Raw genomic sequence first — 26206 nt, 5'->3', positions numbered from 1 at the left:
AATATAAACCGGGCATAATAGGGAGTAATTTATAAACTTAAAAAATCGCCGCATTAATTTGTTAAATTAATTTCATCGTTGCTTGTAGTTACACTCTTATAACTCTAAAATCCATACACTGTAATTATATACATATTTTAGGTTTATCTCCTCATGCTTTCTGACCAACTAAAAAAAACAATTAGGCAAGTACACCAGCATGTGGCTAGTAACCTTACTGATTATCGTCCGCGTAGTAGTCAAAACTACCTAGTTGCCGAAATAGCAAAAACACTTGCCGGCGAATACCATAAAAAACAGCGTATATGTGTTATTGAGGCAGGCACTGGTACTGGTAAGTCGCTTTCTTATTGTTTAGGCGCGTTACCGCTTGCCCTTGCTCAAAAAAAGAAGCTGGTTATTTCTACGGCTACCGTGGCCCTGCAAGAGCAATTAATAGCAAAAGAGCTGCCTTTTTTTAAAAAACATTCTGGGCTCGACTTTAAGTTTGACCTAGTAAAAGGTAGGCAACGCTATATATGTGCCCATAAATTCCATAACGCAGTTAATGGCGATAGCCAAACGCAAATGGAGTTTATGCCCACACTTACCTCGCCACTAAGTGATATGGAAACAAAGTGCTTAAAAGGTCTTTACGATGCATATGTAAATAAACAATGGCAAGGTGACAGAGATAGCTGGGCCGACACCATACCCGACAGGGTATGGAACTTAATCGCCTGCGATAAACACGCTTGCCAACGCCAAATGAAAGCCCACCAAACTTGTCCATTTCAGCTTGCTCGTAATCAGCTTATGCAAATGGATGTACTTGTAATTAATCATTCGTTATTACTCGCTGATTTGGATTTAGGGGGTGGTAAAATTTTACCCGAGCCCGATAATACTATTTATGTAATAGATGAAGCGCACCACCTTGCGCATATTACCCGCGACTTTTCATCGGCAGCGGCCACTATTAAAGGCACTATTGATTGGCTCGATAAGCTCACCAAATTTAGCGGCAAAATGTCTAAGGTACTAGTGGGGCAAAAAGCCATTGGGCAAAACTTTAAGCTATGCGATAGCATTAACGATGCTAATAAAGACTTAAAAGTAGTGCGTGATATTCTTGATAATGCCGACTTTGAATATTCAAAAGACGACACATACCGTTTTGAGCATGGCGAAATACCAAAATCATTGCACAACAAAGCTAAAGATATAAGTGACGCTACACTAGATGCACTGCGTTGTTTAAATAAAATGCACGATACCCTCACGCAAGATGTAAGCGATGGCGATATAAAACCCTACGTTGCCGACCCTGTTTTGGCCGAAAGCGGACACTACATAAACCGCTTAGAGCAATTAAATAAGCTGTGGTATAGCTATGCAAATAAAGGCGAAGGCACACCCCACGCTAGGTGGATAAAGCGTTTAGAATATAAAAACCATCACGATCACCTATTAAGTGATTGTCCTATCGAAGTTGGCTACTACTTAAAAGACAAACTATGGAATGAATGCGCAGGGGCGGTATTATGCTCGGCTACTTTAAGTGCCCTCGGCTCGTTTGACCACTTTGCATACGAAAGTGGCTTAGCAAAGGAAGAAGGTGTTAAGTTTATTAAGGTCCCCTCTCCTTTTGATTACCCTAAACAAGCAACACTTAGAATTCCGGTAAGTAAAATTGAGCCAACCGACAAGGCCTTTAGTGATCATATAGCGCAAACCTTGCCTGAGTACTTAAACACAAACAAAGCCAATTTAGTGTTGTTCGCATCGTATTGGCAAATGGACCATGTGGCTAAGTTTCTTAGAACAAAAGGTTTTAACTTATTAGTGCAGGGCGAAATGTCGCGCGAGGCATTATTAAAAAAGCACACCCAAAATATCGATGCTGGCAAAGGTAGTATTTTATTTGGTACGCAAAGCCTCTCTGAAGGGCTTGATTTACCTGGTAAATATTTAGAAAACTTAATAATTACAAAAATACCGTTTGCAGTACCTACATCACCAATAGAAGAAGCCCAAGCCGAATTTGTACAAAGTAAAGGCGGTAATCCGTTTTTGTCTATTACGGTGCCCGATGCAGCAAAGAAATTGGTACAAAGCTGTGGTAGACTGCTGCGAAAAGAGAGCGATGAAGGCCGTATAACCATTCTCGATAGACGCTTAGTTACTAAGCGCTACGGCAAAGCCATGCTCGACACCTTACCACCTTTTAAAAGACAAATAGATTATTAATGTTTGAACTTGCTTTAGATCCCACAACTCTGGCCGTTTTATGCGCCGCGGCCCTTGCTGCAGGCTTTATTGATGCAATTGCCGGCGGCGGCGGCTTATTAACAGTCCCTGCACTACTCACCGCAGGCTTGCCACCGCATGTAACGCTTGGCACCAATAAACTTGCGGCTAGCTTTGGTTCATTAACGGCCAGCTACACGTATTATAAAAAAAATCTATTTAGTCCTACATTTTGGGCAAACTCCATTTTTGCTACCGCCATAGGCGCTGTGATTGGTACGTTAATAGTTGATCATTTAAGTATTGAATTTTTAAATAAGCTTTTGCCTATTATTATTATTATGGTGGCCTGTTATAGCTTGTTTGGTAGCTTAAGCACCACACAAGGGGATGATTTACCAAAAGTAACCCCAATACTTAAACTAAAGCAGTGGTTGCAGGGTTTAGCGTTAGGTTTTTTTGATGGCGTAGCAGGCCCAGGCGCTGGTACTTTTTGGACCGCATCTAATAGTTTATTTTATAAAATGAGCTTGCTGCTTAACTGTGGATTAGCCCGTTCAATGAACTTTGTATCTAATTTTATATCGCTTATTACCTTTGTAGCACTTGGTCATGTAAACTTTTTATTAGGCCTAATCATGGGCTTTTTTATAATGTTAGGTGCTTGGATTGGCGCTCACTCAGCCATTCGCTTTGGCGGTAAGTTTATTCGCCCTGTTTTTAACACTATGGTTATACTGCTAGCATTAAAACTGATTTACGAGGCTTATTTGTAAATGCAAACACACGCGTTAGATAAATTACGCCAACAAGTTGCTACGCTTAAACAACAAGCTGAGCAATTTGATAGCGCAAAGTTGTTTTCTAAAAACCGCTATATGCAGGCGCAGCCTAGTTTATTTGACCGCGGCGTATTTAGTACTAAAAGCATGAACCTAACTGACTACGTAACAGAAATTGAAGACGAAATTACCAGCTTACCACCCAGTGATCACCGCCATGCTTATGCTTATGCACTTGAGCGTATAGGTAATCAAGTACACGCTGTATTTAATGTTATTAAATCGACTCCTATTTGGGCAAAAGAAAACAAAAGCCAGTATAAACCAAGGCCAAAAAATACGGTTTATAAGCAAGCCGTAAAAAAAATTATGCAATCATCGCATGAGCTATACGACGAGCTTAAACAAAACCATGAGTTTGAACGACGCTTAGTGTTAATGATTGAAGAGCGTAAGCTTCAAATGGAAAAAGCCAGCCCAGCGCAAGCACAAAAGCTTAATATGGAAATTTTAACCACGCATGCGCGTTTAGGGCGTTGCCGTAAAGCAATTTCGGCCACCGAAGATAAAATTCAACAAGTCGAAAAACAACAATTACGCTAATGCCGCTTTTTTACCACCCGCTCTACAGTGCTTTAACGCTTCCTGAGCGCCACCGTTTTCCTATTCAAAAATACCAAATACTAAAAGCAGAAATAGAACGCTTAGGCTTTGGTACTACACAGTTTAATACACCAACCAAAGCAACGCCCGAGCAGCTCGCACTGTGCCATAGCCAAGACTACATAAATGATTTTTTAAACGCCACGCTCAGTAATAAAGCAATTAAAAAAATGGGTTTCCCGTATTCACGCGAATTAGTAGAGCGTACGCTGCTTTCAGTTGGGGCAAGTATTCAAGGCAGCGAATACGCACTAAAACATGGCTTTTGCGCTAATTTAAGTGGTGGTTATCATCATGCATATAGCGATTACGGCAGTGGCTTTTGTATTTTTAACGATTTAGCTGTGGCTGGCGCGCATTTAATCAACACAAACCAAGTCGATACCGTATTAATATTTGATTGTGATGTACACCAAGGCGATGGCACGGCTCAAATTACGTAACATAATAACGCTATTATTACTTGCTCTATTCATTGCGAGCAAAACTTTCCGCGCTTAAAGCAGCAATCCGATTACGACTTTGCCCTGCCTGCCAACACATCAGATAGCGAGTACTTAACAACGCTAAAACAAGCCCTTGAATTTTGCGTGCGAATTCATAACCCCGACATTATTTTATATAACGCAGGGGCCGATATATACGAAAAAGACGAGCTAGGGTTATTTAACGTCTCACTTGAGGGAGTTTACAATCGCGACTTTTACATACTCAATTATTGTAAAAATAATAACATCCCACTCATGTGCACTTTAGGTGGCGGTTATCAGCGCAACGTAGAGTCGTTAATAAATGTGCATAAACAACTATTTAAAGCGGCTATCGATTTATTTTAGTGCTTAGTATACACTCAAATAAACGGACTCCATAAAAGGCGCTAGCACGATGCGACTGCACGACGACATACATAACTTTTACGAAAAAATTGTGGTTGAAGAAATCATTAAACGTAAACTAGATAAAGTTTACAGTGAAGATGTAATGGCCGATTTTTGTTGTACGGTGCTCAATCAACTTCCCCCTCGCTATATTCGCTACGATGTAGATATGGCCTTTTATTTACCGCAAAGTGAACGTATACACATGGAAGAGCGCGTGCAAACCGCTATTGATGTTGCTATTAGCCAAATTTCAAAAAAGAAAGATTTAAATGACCAGCCCACTTGATAACGCCCCTACACATGTAAAACTTGCGGTAGATTTAATTATGCTTTTGGAGCAGCACGAGATTGCTCCAGAGGATGTATTAAAAGCGCTCGAAATTGTAAAAAGTGACTTTGAACAAAAGCAAGCTACCTCTTAGCATTACTCTTTTGTTTGCACCTCGTATTTAGTCACAGTGCCCTCGTGTTTGTTACAGTCAATTTTAATTTCGCCAAACGTGCGTCTTGGGGTAGTTGAGCGACGGCACGTCATTTTTTGTGCTTTACTACCATACTGGCTAATGTACAACGCAACGGTTTCGTCTATTTGTTGCTGTTGCGCTGAAGTAGCCGCGTTATAAAAGGTATTGTATTGCGCCTGCCAACTTTCAACTCCAGCCTCTTTTGCAACGCCTAGCCAGCCCATGCCCATGTTAGTAGATTGTGTTAAGTACTGCCCTTTTAAAAACATAAACGATAATGTGTACTGCGCACTTTTATAACCAAGCGCTGCAGGGTCTTTTAGGTACATAAAGGCTTGTTTAAAATCTCCTTTTTTATACGCTTTTATCCCGTTATACTCATGTTTTTTCATGGTTGTGTCATCGTATAAATTAATAGGCGTAGACCCACAACCACTTAATAAACCTAGTCCTATTATTGCTGTGATCAGTAAATATCGGCTCATGACTATTCCTTTTTTATTATTTTTATATGCGAGTACCGAATCTGGCTTACAGTTATTGCAAAGCCTGTTACTCTGTAAATCAATTTGTATAATTAAAATACTATCATGAGCTTAGCAAGTTTACTTCGATTATTTTTTCTGGCTGCTATTTGGGGCGCGTCATTTTTATTTATGCGAATGGCGGCAAACAGCCTAGGTCCAGCGGTGTTAATAGAGTTTAGAGTCGGCTTTGCGGCACTCACACTATTTATAGTTGCACTGTATTTAAAACGCCGCTTGGCGTTTACCCATCACACCAAGCACTTTTTCATCATTGGTGCACTTAATTCTGCCCTTCCCTTTTTATTTTTTGCGTATGCTGCACAAACTATTAGCGCATCCACCCTATCTATTTTAAATTCTACAACCCCCATTTGGGGCGCTGTAGTGGGTATTATTTGGAGCAAAACCAAACCCACAAAAAGTATGGTTTTAGGTTTGCTGCTGGGTTTAATAGGCGTGGCAATTTTAGTTGGGCAAAATCATCTTGTATTAAATACTCAGTCACTTATTGCTATCGCAGCAGCGCTAAGCGCTTCACTGTGTTATGCCATTGCATCACATTATACAAAAAATGCCCCTAAGCTTGCCCCGTTCGATAACGCACACGGCTCTATGTGGGCAGCCAGTTTTATAGTACTGCCCCTTATACTTTTTATGCCTATTCGCGAAGTACCTAGTACCGACGTTATGCTTGGCGTGTTAGCCCTTGGCGTGGTGTGTACCGCACTTGCTTATATTTTGTTTTTTAAACTTATTGACGATATAGGCCCAACCTCAGCTTTAACGGTCACGTTTTTAATTCCACTATTTGGCATTTTTTGGGGGCATGTAATTTTAGATGAGAAAATTGGGCCAAATACATTACTCGGCGCATTATTTGTTATTATGGGTACTATGCTAGTGACTGGTTTTTTACCACGAAAAAAGCACTTAGCTAAAACAAGCTAAGTGCCTTAAATAATTTATGGCATTAAAATTTAAATAAAGTGTGGGTCTTTTGGCATATCGTGGCGGCGCGTTATATAAAGCACACAGTCGGTTTGGCTATTATTGCTATAGGCTCTTACTTGCTCAATGGGCACTGAAAAAGTATCACCTTGGTTAAGCGTTAATACTTCATCACCTAAGTCTATTGTTACGCTTCCTTGATGAACAAATATAACCTCTTCTTCAAAACGAATATGGGGCGCAACTTGTGCATCAGGTTGTAACTTTAACGCAGAAATATTAAAACCATGAGGCCAATTTAACTGTGTTTGAATACATGTTTTGGCATTTAAATTACCGACTAATGGCGCTTCATATACGCCGTCAAACTGGCTAAGGTACGAGCGTTTATTCCAGTTAAAGTTGCTGGCTTTAACCACAGTTTGTGCCAGCTCTTCATCGGTTATTACTCGGTGCTGCGCTATTTGCTCTTGACTGGTAACTGCCATGGGCTTAACGCCATCGGGAATTGTTTCATTTAACGTGGTATCTACTAAGCTGCCATTTTCTAGCAAAATTAGTCCGTATTCTTTTGCCATGTCAAATACTTGCGGAGCCCAAAGTACCCTACCAGGGTTATCACTTCCAAGTACCGCATATAAATAGCCTACGCCGTTGCCAACATTTTCAAACCCTCTAAATATATCCATCGGGATCGAAATAATATCGCCTTCATTTAAAATCACTTTGGCATCTTTAGCGTCAACACCAGTATAAAAAGCCCACGTACCACTGTGAACTACAAAAATTTCTTCAGTTAAATGGCTATGCTGCGAATTTAAACACCCTGCAGGTTGGCGCGCACCACCAATGTTAAACCCATGAGGAATAGAAATATGCACATGTTGATTTGGGTTTTCGGCAACACCTGGACCAATAATTGTAAAGTTTTCTTTTTGATCGCTCCCCGGCGAGCGCGTGTCTATAAAGGCGTTTTTACACGCAATTAAATCATCGTATCTTACTAAGCGCTCTTTAAATAAACTCATTACTCTCTCCTAAACTAATTACTGAGCGGTCCAACCGCCATCAATTTTAATACTTGTACCGGTGATCATTGCCGAAAGGCCGCTTAGTAAAAACACACAAGCATTGGCAACATCATCGGTTTGAGCAATTTTTTTCAGTGGGATCATGTCGTAAACAAACTGCTTAAATGTCGCATCTTCTAGCATAGGTTTGGTCATTGGGGTTTCTACAAAGGTAGGGGCTACAGTGTTCACGCGCACATTTTTATCGGCAAGTTCAACCGCCATTGCTTTGCTCAATCCCTCAACTGCATGTTTGCTCATGCAATACAAAGTACGTTTAGGTGAACCAACAAACCCCATTTGCGACGACATATTAACTACTGCACCAGCGCCAGAATTTATTAGCGCAGGCAGTGCCGCTTGGCTAATTTTATAAACGCTGCGAATATTCATCGCAATAACATCGTCAATATTCTCATCTGTTTGCTCAAGCATTGGCGCAACCCGATTAATACCGGCGTTATTTAACAGCCCATCGAGTGTTTTTAGCGCCTTTAAACGCTCAAAAAAAGCATCGCTATTAATATCTAGCGGCCAAATTTCTATTTGCGAAGGCGCGTATTGCTGTAGTGTTTGTAAATCACTGAGGGTACGTGCTACTGCAATAACCTGAGCCCCTGCATCCACGCATTTTTCTACGCATGCTTTACCAATACCTTTACCTGCACCAGTCACCAAAATGGTTTTACCCACTAAAAGCGTTTTATCAAATCCCATTTGCTCACCTAAATTCTATATTGCATTCGAAGTCATTATTAATTAGAGTGCAGTTAGATGCAAGACATTATTTAACCAATACGTCTCATCAAATGTGTATATAACAACGATTCACTAAGGACATTAGCAATGATAAAGCATTTAAAAAAGGGTCAACCAATTGACTCAAAACAAAAACAAAATCAATCAGTAAGAGATATTGTAGAAAATATTTTAGCGCATGTTGAAACCGAAGGTGACGCAGCCATTCGAGAGTACTCTGAAAAGTTCGACAACTGGACTCCGGAGTCTTTCAAACTTTCAGAAGACGAAATTAAAGCCTGCTATACACAACTTGATGATCAATTAATCAACGATATTAAATGGGCACAAAGCCAAGTACGTAATTTTGCACAAATACAACGTGACTCAATGAAAGACGTAGAGGTAGAAACTTTACCTGGCGTAACCCTTGGCCATAAACATATCGCTATGGATAGCGTAGGCTGTTATGTGCCAGGTGGTAAATACCCGCTATTAGCCTCTGCGCACATGAGCGTATTAACCGCTAAAGTAGCGGGTGTTAAACGCGTAATAGCCATGGCTCCGCCGTTTAATGGCAAGCCATCACCTGAGATTGTAGTCGCTATGGATATGGCAGGCGCCGATGAAATTTATTGTTTAGGCGGCGTGCAAGCGGTAGCGGCAATGGCAATTGGTACACAAACTATTGCGCCAGTAGATATGATCGTTGGCCCAGGTAATGCGTTTGTTGCCGAAGCAAAACGCCAGCTATTTGGTCGCGTTGGTATAGATTTATTTGCAGGGCCTACCGAAACGCTTGTTATTGCTGATGACAGCGTAGATGGGGAACTATGTGCAGCTGATTTACTTGGTCAAGCAGAGCATGGCCCTACCTCTCCTGCTATTTTACTTACCAACTCAGAGCAATTAGCAAAAGACACTATGGCTGAGGTGCAAAGACAACTTACTATTTTACCGACAGCTGATATTGCAGGCGTAGCGTGGCAAGATCACGGCGAGGTGATAGTGTGTGACACTTACGAAGAAATGTTACAGGTAGCCAACGACTTAGCGTTTGAACACGTACAAGTAATGACCAGCAATACCGATTACTTTAAAGAAAACATGCAAAACTTTGGCGCTTTATTTTTAGGCCCACAAACTAACGTATCTTATGGTGACAAGTGTATTGGTACAAACCATACACTACCCACAGGTAAAGCTGCGCGTTATACTGGTGGACTATGGGTAGGTAAATTCATAAAAACATGTACTTTTCAGCAAGTAACAGAGCAAGCCTCGGTTGTTGTTGGTGAGTATTGTTCACGATTATGTGCTGCTGAAGGGTTCGCAGGCCACAAAGAACAAGCAGACATTCGTGTAAGACGATATAGGAAATAAACCTTGAAGCAAAAAAGAGTCACCTCATACGATGTTGCCCGTGAGGCGGGCGTATCGCAGTCAGCGGTATCACGTGTTTTTAGACCTGGTTTTAGTGTCTCTAAAAAAACCCGTGAAAAAGTAATCGCAACGGCCAATGAAATGGGCTATCGCCCTAATGCTATTGCCCGTATGTTGATCACCAAACAGTCGGGGATGGTTGCGGTTATTTTGTCATCGCAAGCAAACCTGAATTACCCAGAGGTGCTTTCTGAGCTAAATAGAGAGCTGGCACTGAACAATAAACGTGTGCTGCTCTTTACGCTTGATAACGCAGACGAGCTAGACGAGTTACTCGAAAACATTTGGACATTCCAAGTTGATGGTGTAATAGCCCTAGCCGCTCACTTTGATAGTAAAAGCTTAAACTTATTTGCTAAACACAGTACACCTATAGTGCTTTATAACCGCCATGTGCCGGAGTCAAATGCAAACACCGTTTGCTGTAATCACGACAAAGGCATTAAACAGTTAATCGATTTATTACACCAAGCTAACCATAAATCGTATTTAATTCTTTCAGGCCCTACCGACTCGGATGTTGCAAACGAGCGCAGAGAAATAGCCGAGAATTATTTACACACTCTGGGCGTACAAAATACCCCTGTTATTTATGGTGATTATGGGTATAAATCAGCACGTGATGCACTTAAAAAATGGTTAAAAAAACACCCTAAGCCCGATGCCATAATATGCAGTAATGACGCAATGGCTATTGGCGTAATTGATGAACTAAAAGAAAACTTTTGCATTAAAGTGCCCGACGACATATCAGTTGTAGGATTTGATGGTATTAATGCCTCTTCATGGTACAACTATCAAATAACCACAGTACAACAGCCTATGAAACAGCTTACCAAAGCCGCTGTTGATATTTTAATGGAGCGCATTGAAAACCCACAAGCGGCTGCAGAGGTGCGAGTGTTTACTGGTTCATTAATTGAAGGGAACTCTATTAAAAAACGTTAAATTAAGGAATTTTTGTGGCCAAAAATCCTGTTTATATTTTACCTGGTACGCTATGTAATCACCGCATGTTTGCAGCGCAAATTAACGCACTGCAAAATGCAGGGTTTACACCATGTGTTATTCCTTTTACAGAGCAATCTAGCATTTTGCAAATGGTAGAGCTTTGCAAAAAAATAGCGCAAGAGCCCGGCCCATTTATTGGTTTTTCAATGGGCGGAATTGTTGCGCTAGCACTGTTAAAATCACACCCTGAGCTTGTTACCTCCTTGTGTTTGATATCGAGCAATTATTTAGCCGATAAACCTGAGCGCCCTGCAATTAGGCTCAAACAAATTGAACATGCCAAAAGCACCAGTTTAGAAGCCCTGCTTAAACGCGACTTTTTACCTCACTACTTTTACCAAACACATAAAGCCTATGAAGACACAATACTTAGCATGGCATATGATCTTGGTATTAATGTCTTTAGCGCCCAATTGAGCGCCCTTGGCACCCGCGATGATACATTAAATGTAATAAAACAAAGTACTAAAAAGCTACTCATTATTGGGGGCGAACATGACCCACTATGCCCAGTAAATATTCAGCAAACCATGCATGAAGCAGCGCCTAATAGTGACCTTGTATTACTTGGTCATTGCGCCCATTTTGCCCCACTTGAACGAAGTAATACGGTAAACGCAATTTTATTAGACTGGTTGGAGTCTTTATCATGAATTTAAAGCAAAAGTTAAATGCAAAACAGCTACTGCTAGGTACCTTTATTAAAAGCACGCATTATCACAATACGGAAGTATTAGCCCACACTAATCTTGACGTTCTTTGCCTTGATGCAGAGCATGCGCCGTTTGATAGAGGCGATTTAGATAGCTGCATAATGGCAGCGCGTACTAAAAATATGCCCACACTTATACGTGTTAGTAATACCGACCACGCCACGTTACTAAGCAGCTTAGATATAGGCGCAGATGGCCTTGTACTCCCACATATAAAAACACCTGAACAAGCAAAAGCAGTTATTAAAAACTGCTTTTATGGCAATAACGGCCGAGGCTATGCCGGTTCAAGCCGCTTTGCAGGTTACACAACCCATGCCTTAACCGATAACCTAGCAACCAATAAGTCATCAACCTGTATTATTGCGCAAATAGAAGACGCCGATGCACTAGAGCACATAGAGCAACTGTGCCAAATAGATGAAATAGACTGCATTTTTATAGGCCGTATGGATTTAACTATTTCCCTTGGCGAAACCAACCCAAGCGCTCCAATTGTCATAGAGGCAGTCACTAAAATAGCTAAGGCAGCAGCAAAATATAATAAATGCTGTGGCATGTTTGTGGGTAACTTAAGTGAGCTAAACCACTGGCAATCATTAGGGGTAAGTTTTTACTTATTAGGCTCTGATCATAGCTTTTTATTAAGTGGCGCAAAGCAATTGCGTAACGAGTTCGATAGTGCAATGGGAGCGTTAAAATAATGAGCTTACATAATAAAAACAAAAATTTACTACAAGGGTTTAGAGAAGCACTTTATAACTTTGATCAAAAAGCCTTACAAACACAAATTAATAGCGTATTTGCCGATGATGCGCTCGTGCAGCTATGTTACCCGTTTGAAACACTTGCCAACCCTAATGCACTTATTGAGCAAGCCTATTTACCGCTTAGCAAGGCATTTATTGGCCTAGAGCGCCGCGATACAATTGTTATGGCCGGTAGCTCAATAAACGACTCAGACTGGGTAGGTTGTTGTGGTTATTATACCGGTTCGTTTGAAAAACCATGGCTTGATATCCCCCCAACAGGGCACCAAGTAAGCATGCGTTTTCATGAATTTTACCGCATTAAAAATAACAAAGTGGTAGAAGTACAAGCTATTTGGGATATTCCTGAAGTAATGATGCAAGCTAATGTATGGCCACTTTCGGTGAGTTTAGGTAAAGAGTGGCATGTACCAGGCCCTGCAACGCAAGATGGACTAATTACAAACGCATACAATGAAGAGCACGCCGCACAAAGCTTAAAATTGGTGGGCGACATGTGCGAGCATTTAGGTTTTTATGCCAAAGGCGGTATAGCAGCCATGAAGCTAGAGCAATTTTGGCACCCGCACTGTAGCTGGTATGGGCCAAGTAGCATAGGCACTGCACGAGGTATAAAAGGGTTTAGAAACTGGCATCAAATCCCATTTTTAAATGCACTGCCAAACCGAGTAGGTGATGCAAGTAAAGGATACTTATTTGCCGATGAAAACTATGTTGGCTTTACCGCGTGGCCAGGGATGAGCATGACTATTAGTAATGATGGTTGGTTAGGTATTGCGCCCGCAAATCAGCAAATAACAATGCGTAGTCTCGACTTTTGGCGAGCCGAGAATAACTTAATTCGCGAAAACTGGGTACTGATAGATATGCTTGATGTGTACCATCAAATTGGGGTAGATGTACTCGCCCGCATGAAAGAGCTTAGCAAAGCCCGCTATTTAAACTTTGCGCCCTAGCAATTAAAGCCGTATAAACAAAAAAAGCTCTGTTAAACAGAGCTTTTTTTGTAGCTAAATTAGGCTAAGCACCTGGGTTAGCAATACTTTGGGTACGCTTTAAAATATCTAGGCCTTGCTGTTTTAACCAATAAGGAATATCAATAATGACCCAGTTTTCTACTAATTTATCGCCCTCGCGGTGATACACATCAACCACGCGCATATCTGCTGGGGTATTGGCACCTGGTAGGCCTAAAAACCCACCTATGGCCGTGTTAGTTAAGTTAGGCCAACCAAAAAAGCAGGCAAATTCGTCCTCAGCAAAACGGCAAATATGGCCGTTAAACACTTTACCCGTTAGGCCTTCTCTAAACGGATACATGTGTTGTTGCTGGTAACGCTCAATTGTGTAAGTAGCGCCAATCCCTGCTGGGCCATACCAAACCATGTTCTCGTCCCACGTTTTAGCAAGTACTTCAGGTGGGCACGTATCAACCCCACTTTTATTTAGCGCTGTAAGGTTATCAATCATTTGATTTACCAGCGCCATTGTTTTTTCGCTTTGCTCATCGCTACTTTTACCTAAACGAATACCATCGTGCGTACGCGGGCCAGGATAAGTAAAATATTGCCCTGTAGAAAGCGGCAACGGGTTTAGCCCCACTTGCATCATAAGGCCAATAATATCGACAAAAAAGCCGGTCTGAATTATTTTTCCGTCTTTAACGCAGTTAAACTCGGCATAGCGCAAAGTGGCAAGCTTATGGGTTGGCGCAATACCTAGCCAGTCTTTATCAAATAAGCCCATAAAATGGCCCATACTCATCACCCACTGGCCGCCGTCGGCTTCGCTTTGCCCTGCAATAAAAATATCCTCACGGCGTTGTAGCGCACTAAACGAGCTAAATAATGGCTGCCAAACTTGTGCAATTACATCATTAGTACACTCAAGTTCATTAAAAGGGTGCACCCCTTTAAAGCTATATTCATTAGCCATAAACTCTTTAAATACGGCTTGTAAGTTATTGCCCTGTGCTTTTTCTAGTGCAGTATGAAATTGACGAACTAGTTGTTTATCTTTAAGTATATCTGCCATGATTATTCCTCATTGTTTGCGCAGTCAAATTAGTATCTTCAAACCGCCGTTAAGCACACTTTAACAAAATGTATTGCATTTAAAGAGTAATTAAAAGCCTGTGAATGGTAAGTTATAAATTGCTTTAAAATAATACTAATGAGAATTGACTTCGAAGTCAAAGTGATTCATGATGATTCAAAATAAAAAATACAAATAGGCTCTCAAGCCCGTAAACCTAATCTAACAGGATTAATTATGAATGATTTTGGATTGTTGAATTGGAGCATTCTCATCGGGTACATAATTGCCAACCTAATTCTTGGGTTTGTAATTAGTAAAAAAATCAGTAGCGCAAACGACTTTTATATAGGTCGAAAAACGACACCTTGGTGGGCTATTGGTATATCGGTTGTTGCTACTTATGTCAGTGCGCTCACTTTTTTAGGTGCTCCTGCGTGGTCTTACAAAGAAGGACTTTCGGTTATTGCCATACACCTAAACTACCCGCTGGTTATAGTGGCGGTAGTGTGTTTGTTTTTTCCGTTTTTTTACAACGCTGGAGTGGCCTCTATTTACGAATACCAAGAGCGTCGATTTGGTAAAAAAGCCCGCTTACTTATCTCTACCATTTGGTTAATATCACAAACAATGGGCTCAGCCGCGGTGCTTTACGCCACCTCACTCGTACTGGCTTTTATTGTTGATATAAACGTTATAACCGCCATATTTTTGGTCACTATAATTGCCCTTATTTATACTATGTTAGGTGGCATAACCGCCGTTATATGGACCGATGTCATTCAGTCAGGCATCTTGTTTATAGGGGCAGGTATTATTATGTATGCGCTTATTACTTCAATGGATGGCTCATTTAGCGCAACACTTAGCGAGCTAAAAACCCAAGGTAAGTTAGATCCGCTCAATTTTTCGCTCGACTTTACCCAAGTGACTACCGTGTGGTCTGGCGTGTTGGCTATGTCGCTGTACCACATTACTGTCTATGGCACTAACCAAATGATGGTGCAACGCACGCTCGCAGCTAAAAATATTGGCGATGCTAAAAAGTCGTACTTATTAATGGGCTTTATCGCGTTCTTTATTTACTTGTTCTTTATATTTATGGGTGTGCTGTTTTATAGCTACTACGGCGGGCGCACTTTTGAAAACGACAACTTAATTATTTTACAATTTGCAGCCGACTATGGCCTACCAGGATTAATGGGGATTATTGCTGCTGCGGTAATGGCCGCTTCTATGTCGAGCCTCGATTCTGCGCTTAATTCACTTTCGACCATAAGTACTATCGATTTTTATAAAAAGTACTTTGCCCCTGAAAAAAACGACGCTCACTATTTAAATGTAACTCGCTTATTTACGCTTGGTTGGGCGGTGATCATTATTATTCCGGCCATTATGTACCACCTGTACAGCCAAGGCTCAATTTTAGAAATACTTACTAAAGTAGGCTCGTACTTTGTCGGTGCACAACTTGGCATGTTTGCGCTTGGGTTTTTCTCAAAGCACACCACCGAAAAAGGCTTACTAATAGGTACTTTGGTGTCGTTTATTACTGTTGCTATTTGTGCCCTTTATACCGATATAGCGTGGCCTTGGTACTGTGCAATAGGCGCAATAACCTGCCTTGTATTTAGTATTTCGTTAAGTATTACATTTGATGGCTTTCAAAAAGATTACAACGAATACACCATCAAAGGTCAGTTAAAAGCATTTAAAGATCAAAATCGTCCAGAAAAAGAAAACGGCTGGTACTTAATTCCGGGTAAGTTTGACTCAATAAACTATTGGCTACTTGGCTTTTTTGTACTGAGCTTTGCCTCTCTCATGTTATTTGAATATTTTGTGTAAGGTGAAATAAATGAATATTTTAGAACAACTTTTTGAGAACTTCAGCGCTGCAGAATTACCAAACCAAGCATTACTTGCAGACACCGTTCAATGGCAGGTAAGCCACCCTTTTGAGCCTATTAGTACAAAACAAAATGTGATTGACGACTACTTTGGCGTGCTTAAACATTCGTTACCTGATATAGAGCGCAAGCCGTTTATCTCTATTGAGGGAGACTATAAAGGCGAGCAGTGGGTGTGTGCCACAGGTTATTTTACCGGCACATTTACACAGCCTTTATTGGGTATTCCTGCCAGTGGCAAAAGTGTGTTTATTCGCTACAGCGAAATGGCGCAAATAGAAAACAACCAAGTAGTTAATGTTTACACCTTTTTAGATTTAATTGATGTAATGAACCAAGTAGGCGTAAACCCATTACGCCCAAGCTTAGGTTACTCAGGCTTAGTTATGCCCCCCACTACACTTGATGGCGTACCCACAAGCAATAAAAACGAAACGCTTAGCAAAACCAACGAGAAACTTGTGGTTGATATGCTCGCAGAGCTTGGCCGCTATGACGGCAAAGACTTATACAGCATTAATTTAGAAAAATACTGGCACCCAGATTTTATTTGGTATGGCCCAGCAGGCATTGGTACAACTCGCGGAATTAGCGGTTTTAGAGAGCACCATCAAGGGCCATTTTTAAAAGGCTTTCCTGATCGCGGTATTAATAAAACGCTGTGTTTAGTCAGTCACGATAACTTTGTAGCCACCGGTGGCTGGCCGCATATGTATGGTACCCACACCGGTGAAGACTGGTTAGGTTTACCGCCTTCTGGTAATAAGCTGTTCCCACGCGTCATGGACTTTTGGCGCTGCGAAAACGGCATATTAAAAGAAAACTGGGTCGCTATTGATATCCCTCATTTATTAGATGGAATGGGCATTGATATTTTTGAGCAAATGCAACGCAAAATAGCCGCAACTAATTAAGAGGTGAGCATGAACAAACACAATAATATGACCCAACCTTACTGGCTGCCGTTATCAAGCGTGTTAAACCCGCAAGGTAACAAACAACAGCCTTTAATCGGTTTTGATGACGAATTTGTTGATATCGTTGATTATATTTTGCGTATAACACACCGTATATGGGAGCAAAAAAACATTGGCTTATGCTATCGCTATTACGCCGATATATGCCCTGTTTTTACCCTTGGTGCCTATGGCGAAAACATAGAAGATGTTATTCAAGGCACCCTTAAAACCATTGCGGCCTTCCCCGACAGAAGCCTAATTGGCGAAAACGTGGTGTTTTCAGAAGAAGCGAACGAGCATTATTATTCGTCACACTTAATTAGTAGTGTAATGACCAACACAGGTAACTCAGAGTTTGGCCCTGCAACGAATAAAACCGGCCGCGTTACAACCATAGCCGACTGCGTATGCTTTGAAAATAAAATAGTTAAAGAGTGGCTTGTGCGCGACAACGGCTTTTTAGTTAAACAGCTTGGCTTAAACATTATTAATGTAGCCAAACACATGGCAAACATTCCCAGTAAAGATAAGCACACACAGTGGCTAAATGATGAATTTAACCGTGTAGTAGCAATAGATCACCGCGTAGCAAGTACGCCCATTTTAGAAGGCGAATTGGCTGCATTTGCTCACCATTGGCTAGATACATTATTTAACCAAAAGCAGTTTGCTAAAGTGCACGAGTTTTACAGCTTAACGGCATCGCAGCAATGGCCTAGTGGCAGAATGGCCACCGGACTTGCACAAATAAACGGGGTATTTATACAATTTTTTGCCACCTGCCCCGATGCCAAATTAACAATCGATCATATAGCCATTACTCCATTTGACGAAACCACAACAGATGTAGCGATACGCTGGTCACTTGCTGGGCATTTTAATCCGCAAAATAGCGAGCTAAGTGAGCTTAAACAGCAGCCTTACTTTATTTTAGGCGCATCGCATTTACGCATTAAAAACAAAAAAATCATCGAAGAAATCACCGTTTTTGATGAAGTAGCACTTTATGCAAACTTATTTAAAGCACATGCATTAGTCAACAAAGCACAGCTGGAGGAAAATGCATGATCAACGCGATTATAGATTTATACACTAAAGCCGACATTGAAACACTAAGCAGCAAATTGCTTCGCAGCAGCCGCTGGCAACAGCACCACTTTACAGCCATGGGGGCTTTGCAGGCACAGCCTTTATGGCTTAGCTTTTTAGCTCAATATGGGGTGTCTGAGTGTGTATCGCACACACATAGTGTAGGCGCAGAACGTGAAACCTTACAGCTGGTTTTACAGCCTAAAAAGCTTAAAAACCCAGTACGCTTAACGTTTGTAATTAGACATAATAACACCTTTATAAAAACAATAAAGTGCGTGGTGGATACGCTGTCGCTGGCTAATAATGAGTATGTAAATACAACAATAAATAACAGCTCGGTTATTCCTAAATTACCAAAAAGTGACCCTATTATTGTTAGCGATTTAGATAATCAGCTACACCCTACCACCTTTCATGCAACACCCAGTGCTATCTGCGAGCTACCCTCTCACATTGCTCGTACTTTAGATAACTGGTGGAAAATTTGGCAAACCAACAACCTGGCTCACTTTAATACCCTATATACTCCAAGCGCTACAGCCATTCTTGCAGGTAATACAGAGCCACAACCAATCTGTGCACTGCTGGATTGCCATTTAGATTTTACGCAATCGCTAAGTAGGCGTTATGCCCAGCTAGAAACCGTTGAGTATGACAGCACGCAAAACAAAGCCACCGTATGCTGGACCCTTGATGGCAGCTTTAATGCTAAAAACGTACGCGTACGTCAGCAAATACTCAGCGTTATTAGCATTACAGATAACCAAATAACCCACGAAGTAATGCAATACGACACGCTGGCACTAAACCAGCAATTTGCACTATAGGTTAACCTTTTCACTTCCCTTCAAGCGCTCACTGAGCGCTTTTTTTTACCAATACTCTATCACTTTGCGGGGCTAAATATGTCGCTACCTGCGTTTAAATACCCTCATTTACGACTGCATGGATACAGAAGGGAGAGCAATGCAGAAGCAATTGCCGAGCACAACTAAATAGCGATTTTTCTCCTAGCTATCAACACGTTTTCTAGCCTTAAAATTGATCGCTTAATTAAATGGATTGGCATTAATTAATTTTGAGAATGAGAGGAGCAGGAAACAAAAAAGCCAGCTAGTAAACAGCTGGCTGAAAGTAATGACCGTAGCGGCCATTTTAGGAAATTCTAAAACTGATATTTTAAGCTTGCGCCCCACGTACGTGGGTTGTTCCAGTTAGCTTGTACTGAGTTTGCAGGTAAGCCATCAACAATTTGTGAGTGCACTACACCACGGGTTAAAATGGCTTTATCACCAATATTTTTAACGTATGCCTCTACTTGCACACTGTCGTTTATGTACCACGTTAAACGTGCATCAGCCATTAAATGCGCATCTACTTGCACCTCTGGAATATTCGTATCAAACGCGTAGTAATCGTCTAAGTAATTTAGTTGAATATACGGTACTAAGTACGAGTCTCCCCCTAAGCTAAACTCATAACGAGCTGAAAAACCAACACTGTATTCAGGCGCCATAGCTGGGCTCCAGCCTTCAAAACTAAACTGGCTAGCGCTGTCGTTTATGTCTTGGCGGCCTTCTAAGTTACCTAAAGCCAATAATGGACGAAGTTGCTCATTACCTACCGCGTAACCATCAGCAAATTCACTATCAAGCAGTGATACTGTACCGGTTAGTGTTAGGTTATCAATTGGAACCCATTGAATATCAGCTTCTAGACCCACAGTTTCTACATCACCACCATTTTCGTAGTATTCAAATGTGGTAGCTGTACCTGCTGCAACACACTCTAAAACAGTATCGCCAGCGGTCGTATCGTTACATGAGGTTGCAAATAACTGTGCTTTTACATCTTCGTATTCGTTCATAAATACCGAAAGGTTTAAACGCATTGCGCCATCAAGCAAATAGCTTTTCATACCCATTTCGTAAGAGATAACATCTTCGTTATCATAAAGTGGGTCAGCACCGCGAGCCACTACGCGCGAATCGTTTGCGCCACCGGTTCTGTAGCCAGTTGCTACACTTGCATACACCATAATATCGTTATTAATGTCGTACTCGGCAGCCGCTTTATAAAGCAGTGCTGAGTCATCCCAATCAGGAATTGTATCGCCGGTAAATGTTTTATCGTCTTGGTTTACACGTAGGCCACCAATGACACGCAAATCTTCTGTTATTTGGTAACGTAGTTGTCCATATGCCGCAATTGATTTAGCTGTATGTGGGTCGTAATCAGGGTTCCCCCACGAAGGCACTACAACAGAGTCTGATACACCGTCGCCTGTGGTATCTGCATGCGATAACCAGCTCCAGTCGGCTTCTTGATCAAAGTAATAAAGGCCACCAATCCACGAAAAGTCACCGTCATCGTTTGATGAAAATTGCAGTTCAGATGAAAGTGTTTTTTGGTCATCCTCACGGCCAAAGCCACCTACAAAATCTATACCTCCATCGCTGTAGTCGTTATCGTAATATTGCTTACCACTAAGTGTTGAATAATTAGTGGTCCATTTAATATCTGCAAAGTCGGTATACCACTCAAGTGCTAATGTGGTCGAAAAACTTTCTTGCTTATCAAGTGAAAAACCATTGCGGTAAACATCATATGGGCCAAGGTCTTCGTGCTGTGCATCACTAGGCTGATAAATATGCCCCTCGGTTATTGTAGGCGTGGTGTTAAATACACCCGACCCCGGCGAGGTTTCTTCAATTTGGTAGCCCGCTATTTGCTGATAACCCCAAATAGCTTCTGAGTTTGAGTCTTTACGCGAGTAATCAAAGCGTACTGTGGCATTAAACTTTTCGTTGGGTTCCCACTTAGTAACGTTACGCATATAAAACTGATTTTTTTCGCGTAAATCATCTGAAGGCCCTGGAATGACTAAATTATTGATATAACCATCATGGCGATCAGAGGCCACTACAAAACGAGTTGCCACGGTGTCACTCACCGGAATATTTATAATTCCTTCGTAAGCACTGCGGTTATAACTGCCTGTTTCAACTTTTATACTCCCCAGTAAATCATCAAAAACAGGTTGGTTAGTAATAATATTAATACTGCCTGCAAACGTATTACGCCCATATAACGTGCCTTGCGGCCCACGTAATACCTCAATACGTTGTACATCCACCAGTGCCCCCAAGCCTGATGAAGTGGTAGGTACATAAATACCATCTTGAAATATACCTACAATTTGCTCAGCAATACCGGTGCCTGCTACACCGACTTCGTTGGTGCGAGCGCCACGCATGGCAGGGCGAACCTCACCACCCGACGACCCCATACGTAAGCCTGGTACTACTTGTTCAAGACCAGTAACATCAATAATACCAGCGCGGGCAATGTCCCCTTCTCCTAATGCTGTTATTGATGATGATACTTCCTGTAGGTCTTGCGAGCGTCTGTTAGCGGTTACCGCTATACGCTCAATGGCAGGTTCTTTAACGTGTTCTTGCACTTGTGCCGATTCAGGCTCTTGCGCGGCGTGGGCATTCATTGTGGTTGCTGCAATAGCGCCAGTGACAGCAAAATGAACGAGAGTCCGTGTAAATTTAGCTTTCATTATAATTATTCTCCCGAGTATAAAACGTATTTAGTTCTCCCCAAAACCTACATTTTCAATTATTACAGTAAACAAGTTGTATCAATTGAAAATGCATGGATCTAAAATAGACTTCGGAGTCAAAAAGATCAACAACTTTTTGTACAAATAATAACCTTGCTAATATTAACCAATATAAAACAACAAGTTAAAATTAAAATAAAGTGATTTCGAAACACAAAAAAGCCAGTAATAATTTATTACTGGCTCTATGTAAGCGATTGTTTAATTTAAAATTTAAACGCTATATTTTAGCAAAATGCACAAACTTACACTTATGCTAAAATCTTAAAGTACATCATTAAATAATGCCTAAAAGTTATAGCCTACCCTTACACCATAAGTGCGCGGATTAGCATAATCGGCCGCAGCTACATTACCACCAAAGCGGACTGTCCTAAGTAATATAAGCTCATCTCCAGCATTTTGAACATACGCACGCACAGACCACTCATTATTTGCCGAATACCATGCAAGGCTAGCATCGTACTTTTGGTAACTTTCTTGAGTACCAAATGAAAAAGGCAAATCGTTGGTCGTATACGAATCCGATAATTGAATACTGGTAGCAGGCACCACTCGCCCATTATCACCTAAGTCAAACTCATAACTGGCCAATAGTGTAATATTGTATTTAGGGCTTAGTTGCACGTCATTACCATCAAGTTGCAGTAAGTTATCTACACCGTTAATAGTCTCTCCACCTTCTTCAAATACGTTTGGTGTTACAAAATCGCCATAAGTTGAGTCTGTAAACGCGGCGCGTGCCCCTAGGCGAAGTGCATCACTTACCTGCCAATCAATTTCAAGCTCTAAGCCTGTCGCATCAATTTCGCCTGCATTACCAAAAAACGAGACTGCCGTACCACCCACGTTTTGAAAACGGGTAGAGAGGAGATCTTCGTACTGGTTATAATATAAAGAAGCATTAAGTCTTAATGAATTATCAAGCAACATGCTTTTAAAGCCAACCTCGTAAGCCGTTACTGTTTGCTCGTCATAGCTATTTTCGCCATTAAAAGCACCCTGAGCATTACCCGCTAAAAAGCCTGTAGATACCGTTGCATAAAGCAGTTGAGAATTTGTTAAATCGTGCTCAAGCCCTAATTTCCATGTTACTTTGCTCCAGTCGTCATCTGCGTTATCAACCTCAAGCACAGAAAAATCAAGCGTACTTAAATTATCTGGATTTTGCCCGTAAATATCCCACTCACGGCTGTCATTTGTGTATCTAATACCAGCTATACCACGAGTATCATCACTAAAAGCATAGTTACCTTGGAAGTAAGCCGCTGCGGATCGCGTTTCTAATTGAATTTGATTTAACCAAGACGCGTACTGAAATTCTTGTGGTTGGGTTGTATCTGGCACATTGTCAACCACGGCACCATAGCTGCCATTTAAAAATGCATTATCTAAATCTTCTGAAAACAAATAAATACCGGCTACCCATTCAAAGTCGCTTTCATACGTTGAGCTAACCTGCACTTCTAACGAGTTTGTTTTTGATTCAATCGCATTACCATCAACTGTGGTTGCATACGTCGAAAAATCACCATCAGTAAGACGCGTTTCTTCATAATCCATTGAGGCTGCAATCACTTTTAAATCCACCGACTCTAATGACCAGTTAAGCTCTGCACTAATGCTTACATCACTTACATCCCGCGATGGATTATAGTCAAACTGCTGACTGAATGGGTCTGACGAAACCGCCTGTGCTGTATCAAGCCCTGGTGTTGCTACGTTATCTAAACCTGCACCAAAGCGGCCACAATTACTGCCACATACATCATCGCGACCTATTCGCTCAGTTAATGGGGCCGACAAGCTTGTTTTACCTGTGGCTGGATTTATAGGCACACCTAAAATATGATAACCAAATGCACCACCGCCATTAGAGTCGTCTTGCCACGTTTCCACTTTTACATTTAAATTTATATCGTCGTTAATTTCGGTAAAAATTTGGCCGCGTAAAAAATACATATCAGCATCTTTTAAGCCTGCATCTTCATTAAATGTATTTTCAACGTAGGGATCCCTTATTTCTCGAACCCCAGTAAAACGTACTGCAGTGTCATCAGTAAGCGCTGTATTAAAAAAACCTTCACCACGTAAATGACCATAATTACCAAATGTAACAGCCATACCACCTTCAGTAATATCGAGCTCTGGTTTTTTAGCTATTACATCAATTGCCCCACCAAATGAGTTTCGTCCAAACAATGTACCTTGTGGCCCACGTAATACTTCAACACGTTCTAAATCTACAAAACCAGCAAGCGCCTGCCCGTGGCGAGGACGATAAACACCGTTAGAATAAAACGCGATAGCAACATCGTTAGCTTCTACTTGCTCTGTTCTGGCACCTCGCATAGCTGGGCGAGCATCACTACCCGACACGCCAGACTTTAAACCTGGCGCTAAGCTGTCAAGGTTTAAGATATCAGTAACGCCATTTTCCAGTAAATCTTTAGCCGATACAGCTGTCACAGCTAACGGTACTGATTGAATACTTTTAACACGCTTAGTAGAGGTAACCGAAATAACCTCCAACTCTTTGTTAGGGTTTAACTTTGCCTCTTGCGAATGTACCGAGGCTGAGCCCAATAACGCCGTATTTACAGCAGCAAAAATAAGTGTTTTACGTAAAATATGTGCGGCCATGAGATTAATTCTCCACCTGTTGATATAAGTTATTTTATTAAGCATTTAAGGGCTAAATAACCCGCTATCGTATTTTTAGTATTAATAATTATTAAAAGCGCGATTTAAATGCCTATTTTTTCGACTTATAAAAACTATCGCTTTTTGCATTCGAATGCAATAAAGATTAAAGAAAAGTTTTACATATTTATAACACGCGTTAAAAAACAAAGGCATAATAAACATCCAAACAACTAATAATAAACAAATTTAATTTTTACAGCTGATTTAAATTTACTGGTTTGATCAGTTTAATATAGGAGTTTTAAACAAAGAAAAGGAAAGGAATACAAACAAAGTACGCCATTTAGACTTCGAAGTCCAAATGATATTTAAGATTTACTTTAAACATCAGTACAAAATTAATTTTCAATTAAGTACTGATGTTCCGTTACAAAATTAAGCACCTATTACATTAATATTTTTGAGTAAATAAAGTAACCGGCAGCTAAAAACATTGATATAACGCCAATCACACTCCATATTTGTAAAAGCTTACTTGGCCGATGATCTAACGGTATGTCACTTGAAAGCATCGCTTTATGGTTAATTATCGCGATAAATGGCGCGGTCATAAAGCTAACGCTTGTGGCAAAGTCGATAAAGCTTTTAAATGAGCTGGCAAAAAAATGAATGATCAGTATTACACCTACAATTTGCATCATCAAAAAAGTAATGTATAAATGCTTGCTGCCTTCGTCTTTAGTAAAGACTCGGCTTAACATACGAGGAGAGCCGTCCATTAATGCAAACTGGGTTGATACCATAACCACAATTGCAGTAGTGCCAATAATAGGAAATACCCACGCTCCTATGGTACTAGTAAACAGTTCAATTAAGTATTTAGCAAACATCATTGGTGATTGCTGGCCAATGACCGCCCCTTTGCTATAAATCAATATGGCACCAATAGCAACAAAGCAAATGGCTATAAATATAGTAATTGCGTAGCCCGTGTTTATATCAAACAGAATATTTTTTACATTTTGTTTAGCCATTTTAGAGCAATTAGTGGGGGAATGTTTATGGGCCGACCATGCTGATAAAAAGAATGACGCACTGGGCGGATTGGGCATCCATCCTGCCATAGCAACTAAAAAGAGTAAAAATCCGGAGGTCATTTCAATATTAGGAAATAACGATACCGGCGCCTTAAAACCATCAGGAATAATTATGGCAACGGTAACTAAACATAAAAAAGTGAAAACAAATACCATCACCTTAGAAAATTTCTCAAACAATCCATAACCCGAAGCAATAAGTAACCCGCATAGGCTAATAAAAACCAAGAGTACTACCCAAATATTGGCCATACTCAAGCCCAATACATACTTTATTACGCCAGCGGTAAGCAATGCCACTGCTGCTGTTGATACAAACATATCGAGCAATACAGAAAATATAAGTACCCACTTAGCAAACGGCCCTGTTTGCTGATATACCCCTAATAATGATTTACCTGTAATAGCAGAGTACTGCACCGCAAATCTAAATAATGGATATTTTAAAAGAGAGGCTAAAACTACTACTGCAAGCAAGCTCAAACCGTACTCTGCACCAGCGCGGGTTGACTGCACTAAATGAGAAACTCCAATGGCCATGGCAGCAAAAACAATACCAGGGCCTAATCGGTTAAAAAATTTAAACATAGTAATTACA

22 protein-coding genes and 1 pseudogene are annotated in these 26206 nt (G+C 40.9%); 16 read left to right on the top strand and 7 right to left on the bottom strand.

Going from position 1 to position 26206, the window contains the following annotated elements; all coding sequences use genetic code 11:
* Nucleotides 1-153: 153 nt before the first annotated feature.
* From dinG to rsmS, 6 genes and pseudogenes are all read left to right on the top strand, one after another.
* On the top strand, nucleotides 154-2229 hold the full coding sequence (dinG, locus tag WDB87_RS11320) for an ATP-dependent DNA helicase DinG (RefSeq protein ID WP_337849923.1): 2076 nt from the start codon (nucleotides 154-156) through the stop codon (nucleotides 2227-2229).
* Nucleotides 2229-3005 carry a TSUP family transporter gene (locus tag WDB87_RS11315; protein WP_055019232.1) on the top strand — a complete coding sequence of 259 codons (777 nt, stop codon included), beginning with the start codon at nucleotides 2229-2231 and terminating at the stop codon, nucleotides 3003-3005. The genes dinG and WDB87_RS11315 overlap by 1 nt, the downstream gene beginning before the upstream one ends.
* Nucleotides 3006-3614, top strand: a complete 609-nt coding sequence (locus WDB87_RS11310) for a primosomal replication protein (RefSeq protein ID WP_337849922.1) — start codon at nucleotides 3006-3008, stop codon at nucleotides 3612-3614. It begins immediately after the preceding gene.
* A pseudogene (locus WDB87_RS11305) lies at nucleotides 3614-4510 on the top strand (histone deacetylase family protein). Before WDB87_RS11310 ends, WDB87_RS11305 begins: the two are co-directional and overlap by 1 nt.
* A gap of 49 nt (nucleotides 4511-4559) precedes the next feature.
* Complete coding sequence (locus tag WDB87_RS11300) at nucleotides 4560-4841, top strand: late competence development ComFB family protein (RefSeq protein ID WP_286246673.1); 282 nt, start codon at nucleotides 4560-4562, stop codon at nucleotides 4839-4841.
* A complete protein-coding gene (gene rsmS / locus WDB87_RS11295) occupies nucleotides 4825-4977 on the top strand; it encodes a pleiotropic regulatory protein RsmS (protein ID WP_286246671.1) in 153 nt (50 codons plus the stop codon). The genes WDB87_RS11300 and rsmS overlap by 17 nt, the downstream gene beginning before the upstream one ends.
* A gap of 2 nt (nucleotides 4978-4979) precedes the next feature.
* Here the strand turns inward: rsmS and WDB87_RS11290 are convergent, their stop codons facing one another.
* Entirely contained in the window at nucleotides 4980-5504 is a 525-nt protein-coding gene (locus WDB87_RS11290; protein WP_286246670.1) for a sel1 repeat family protein, read from the bottom strand.
* Between the two features lie 105 nt (nucleotides 5505-5609).
* Between WDB87_RS11290 and WDB87_RS11285 the strand changes: the two genes are divergently transcribed.
* A complete protein-coding gene (locus WDB87_RS11285) occupies nucleotides 5610-6494 on the top strand; it encodes a DMT family transporter (RefSeq protein ID WP_337849921.1) in 885 nt (294 codons plus the stop codon).
* A gap of 29 nt (nucleotides 6495-6523) precedes the next feature.
* Here the strand turns inward: WDB87_RS11285 and WDB87_RS11280 are convergent, their stop codons facing one another.
* Nucleotides 6524-7522, bottom strand: a complete 999-nt coding sequence (locus WDB87_RS11280; protein WP_286246668.1) for a cupin domain-containing protein — start codon at nucleotides 7520-7522, stop codon at nucleotides 6524-6526.
* An 18-nt stretch (nucleotides 7523-7540) separates the two neighbouring features.
* Nucleotides 7541-8281 carry an SDR family NAD(P)-dependent oxidoreductase gene (locus WDB87_RS11275; protein ID WP_286246667.1) on the bottom strand — a complete coding sequence of 247 codons (741 nt, stop codon included), beginning with the start codon at nucleotides 8279-8281 and terminating at the stop codon, nucleotides 7541-7543.
* Between the two features lie 129 nt (nucleotides 8282-8410).
* Between WDB87_RS11275 and hisD the strand changes: the two genes are divergently transcribed.
* Genes hisD through WDB87_RS11250 form a run of 5 tightly spaced genes read left to right on the top strand, consistent with a single transcriptional unit; the run spans nucleotide 8411 to nucleotide 13195 of the window.
* Nucleotides 8411-9685: a histidinol dehydrogenase gene (gene hisD, locus WDB87_RS11270; RefSeq protein WP_055013931.1), complete on the top strand. Its 1275-nt coding sequence runs from the start codon at nucleotides 8411-8413 to the stop codon at nucleotides 9683-9685.
* A 3-nt stretch (nucleotides 9686-9688) separates the two neighbouring features.
* Nucleotides 9689-10693 carry a LacI family DNA-binding transcriptional regulator gene (locus WDB87_RS11265; RefSeq protein ID WP_055013932.1) on the top strand — a complete coding sequence of 335 codons (1005 nt, stop codon included), beginning with the start codon at nucleotides 9689-9691 and terminating at the stop codon, nucleotides 10691-10693.
* A 14-nt stretch (nucleotides 10694-10707) separates the two neighbouring features.
* Nucleotides 10708-11409 (top strand): alpha/beta fold hydrolase, encoded by a 702-nt coding sequence (locus tag WDB87_RS11260; protein ID WP_286246662.1) that lies wholly within the window; start codon nucleotides 10708-10710, stop codon nucleotides 11407-11409.
* Nucleotides 11406-12173, top strand: a complete 768-nt coding sequence (locus WDB87_RS11255; RefSeq protein WP_337849920.1) for an HpcH/HpaI aldolase family protein — start codon at nucleotides 11406-11408, stop codon at nucleotides 12171-12173. Before WDB87_RS11260 ends, WDB87_RS11255 begins: the two co-directional genes overlap by 4 nt.
* Nucleotides 12173-13195 carry an ester cyclase gene (locus tag WDB87_RS11250; RefSeq protein WP_337849919.1) on the top strand — a complete coding sequence of 341 codons (1023 nt, stop codon included), beginning with the start codon at nucleotides 12173-12175 and terminating at the stop codon, nucleotides 13193-13195. Before WDB87_RS11255 ends, WDB87_RS11250 begins: the two co-directional genes overlap by 1 nt.
* Before the next feature lie 64 nt (nucleotides 13196-13259).
* On the opposite strand, the gene WDB87_RS11245 is transcribed toward WDB87_RS11250, so the two are convergent.
* Nucleotides 13260-14273, bottom strand: a complete 1014-nt coding sequence (locus WDB87_RS11245) for an ester cyclase (protein ID WP_286246656.1) — start codon at nucleotides 14271-14273, stop codon at nucleotides 13260-13262.
* A 237-nt stretch (nucleotides 14274-14510) separates the two neighbouring features.
* Here WDB87_RS11245 and WDB87_RS11240 point away from each other — a divergent pair, with 237 nt between their 5' ends.
* From WDB87_RS11240 to WDB87_RS11225, 4 genes are read left to right on the top strand one after another with little or no spacing between them, the layout of a single operon-like run.
* Complete coding sequence (locus tag WDB87_RS11240; protein ID WP_286246654.1) at nucleotides 14511-16121, top strand: sodium:solute symporter family transporter; 1611 nt, start codon at nucleotides 14511-14513, stop codon at nucleotides 16119-16121.
* A gap of 10 nt (nucleotides 16122-16131) precedes the next feature.
* Nucleotides 16132-17097 carry an ester cyclase gene (locus WDB87_RS11235; protein ID WP_286246652.1) on the top strand — a complete coding sequence of 322 codons (966 nt, stop codon included), beginning with the start codon at nucleotides 16132-16134 and terminating at the stop codon, nucleotides 17095-17097.
* Between the two features lie 9 nt (nucleotides 17098-17106).
* Entirely contained in the window at nucleotides 17107-18210 is a 1104-nt protein-coding gene (locus WDB87_RS11230; protein ID WP_055013939.1) for an ester cyclase, read from the top strand.
* The gene (locus WDB87_RS11225) at nucleotides 18207-19061 is read left to right on the top strand and encodes a hypothetical protein (RefSeq protein WP_337849918.1); all 855 of its coding nucleotides are present in this window, start codon (nucleotides 18207-18209) and stop codon (nucleotides 19059-19061) included. Before WDB87_RS11230 ends, WDB87_RS11225 begins: the two co-directional genes overlap by 4 nt.
* Nucleotides 19062-19399: 338 nt before the next feature.
* On the opposite strand, the gene WDB87_RS11220 is transcribed toward WDB87_RS11225, so the two are convergent.
* From WDB87_RS11220 to WDB87_RS11210, 3 genes are all read right to left on the bottom strand, one after another.
* A complete protein-coding gene (locus tag WDB87_RS11220) occupies nucleotides 19400-21802 on the bottom strand; it encodes a TonB-dependent receptor (RefSeq protein WP_337849917.1) in 2403 nt (800 codons plus the stop codon).
* 351 nt (nucleotides 21803-22153) lie between these two features.
* The gene (locus WDB87_RS11215) at nucleotides 22154-24508 is read right to left on the bottom strand and encodes a TonB-dependent receptor (RefSeq protein ID WP_337849916.1); all 2355 of its coding nucleotides are present in this window, start codon (nucleotides 24506-24508) and stop codon (nucleotides 22154-22156) included.
* Nucleotides 24509-24957: 449 nt separating this feature from the next.
* Complete coding sequence (locus WDB87_RS11210) at nucleotides 24958-26196, bottom strand: NRAMP family divalent metal transporter (RefSeq protein WP_337849915.1); 1239 nt, start codon at nucleotides 26194-26196, stop codon at nucleotides 24958-24960.
* Nucleotides 26197-26206 lie beyond the last annotated feature (10 nt).

It is taken from the genome of Pseudoalteromonas sp. C12FD-1, from assembly GCF_037414265.1.
Classification (GTDB): domain Bacteria; phylum Pseudomonadota; class Gammaproteobacteria; order Enterobacterales; family Alteromonadaceae; genus Pseudoalteromonas.
The sequence above is the reverse complement of the archived record's forward strand: the minus strand, read 5'-3'. Positions and strand labels throughout refer to the sequence as shown.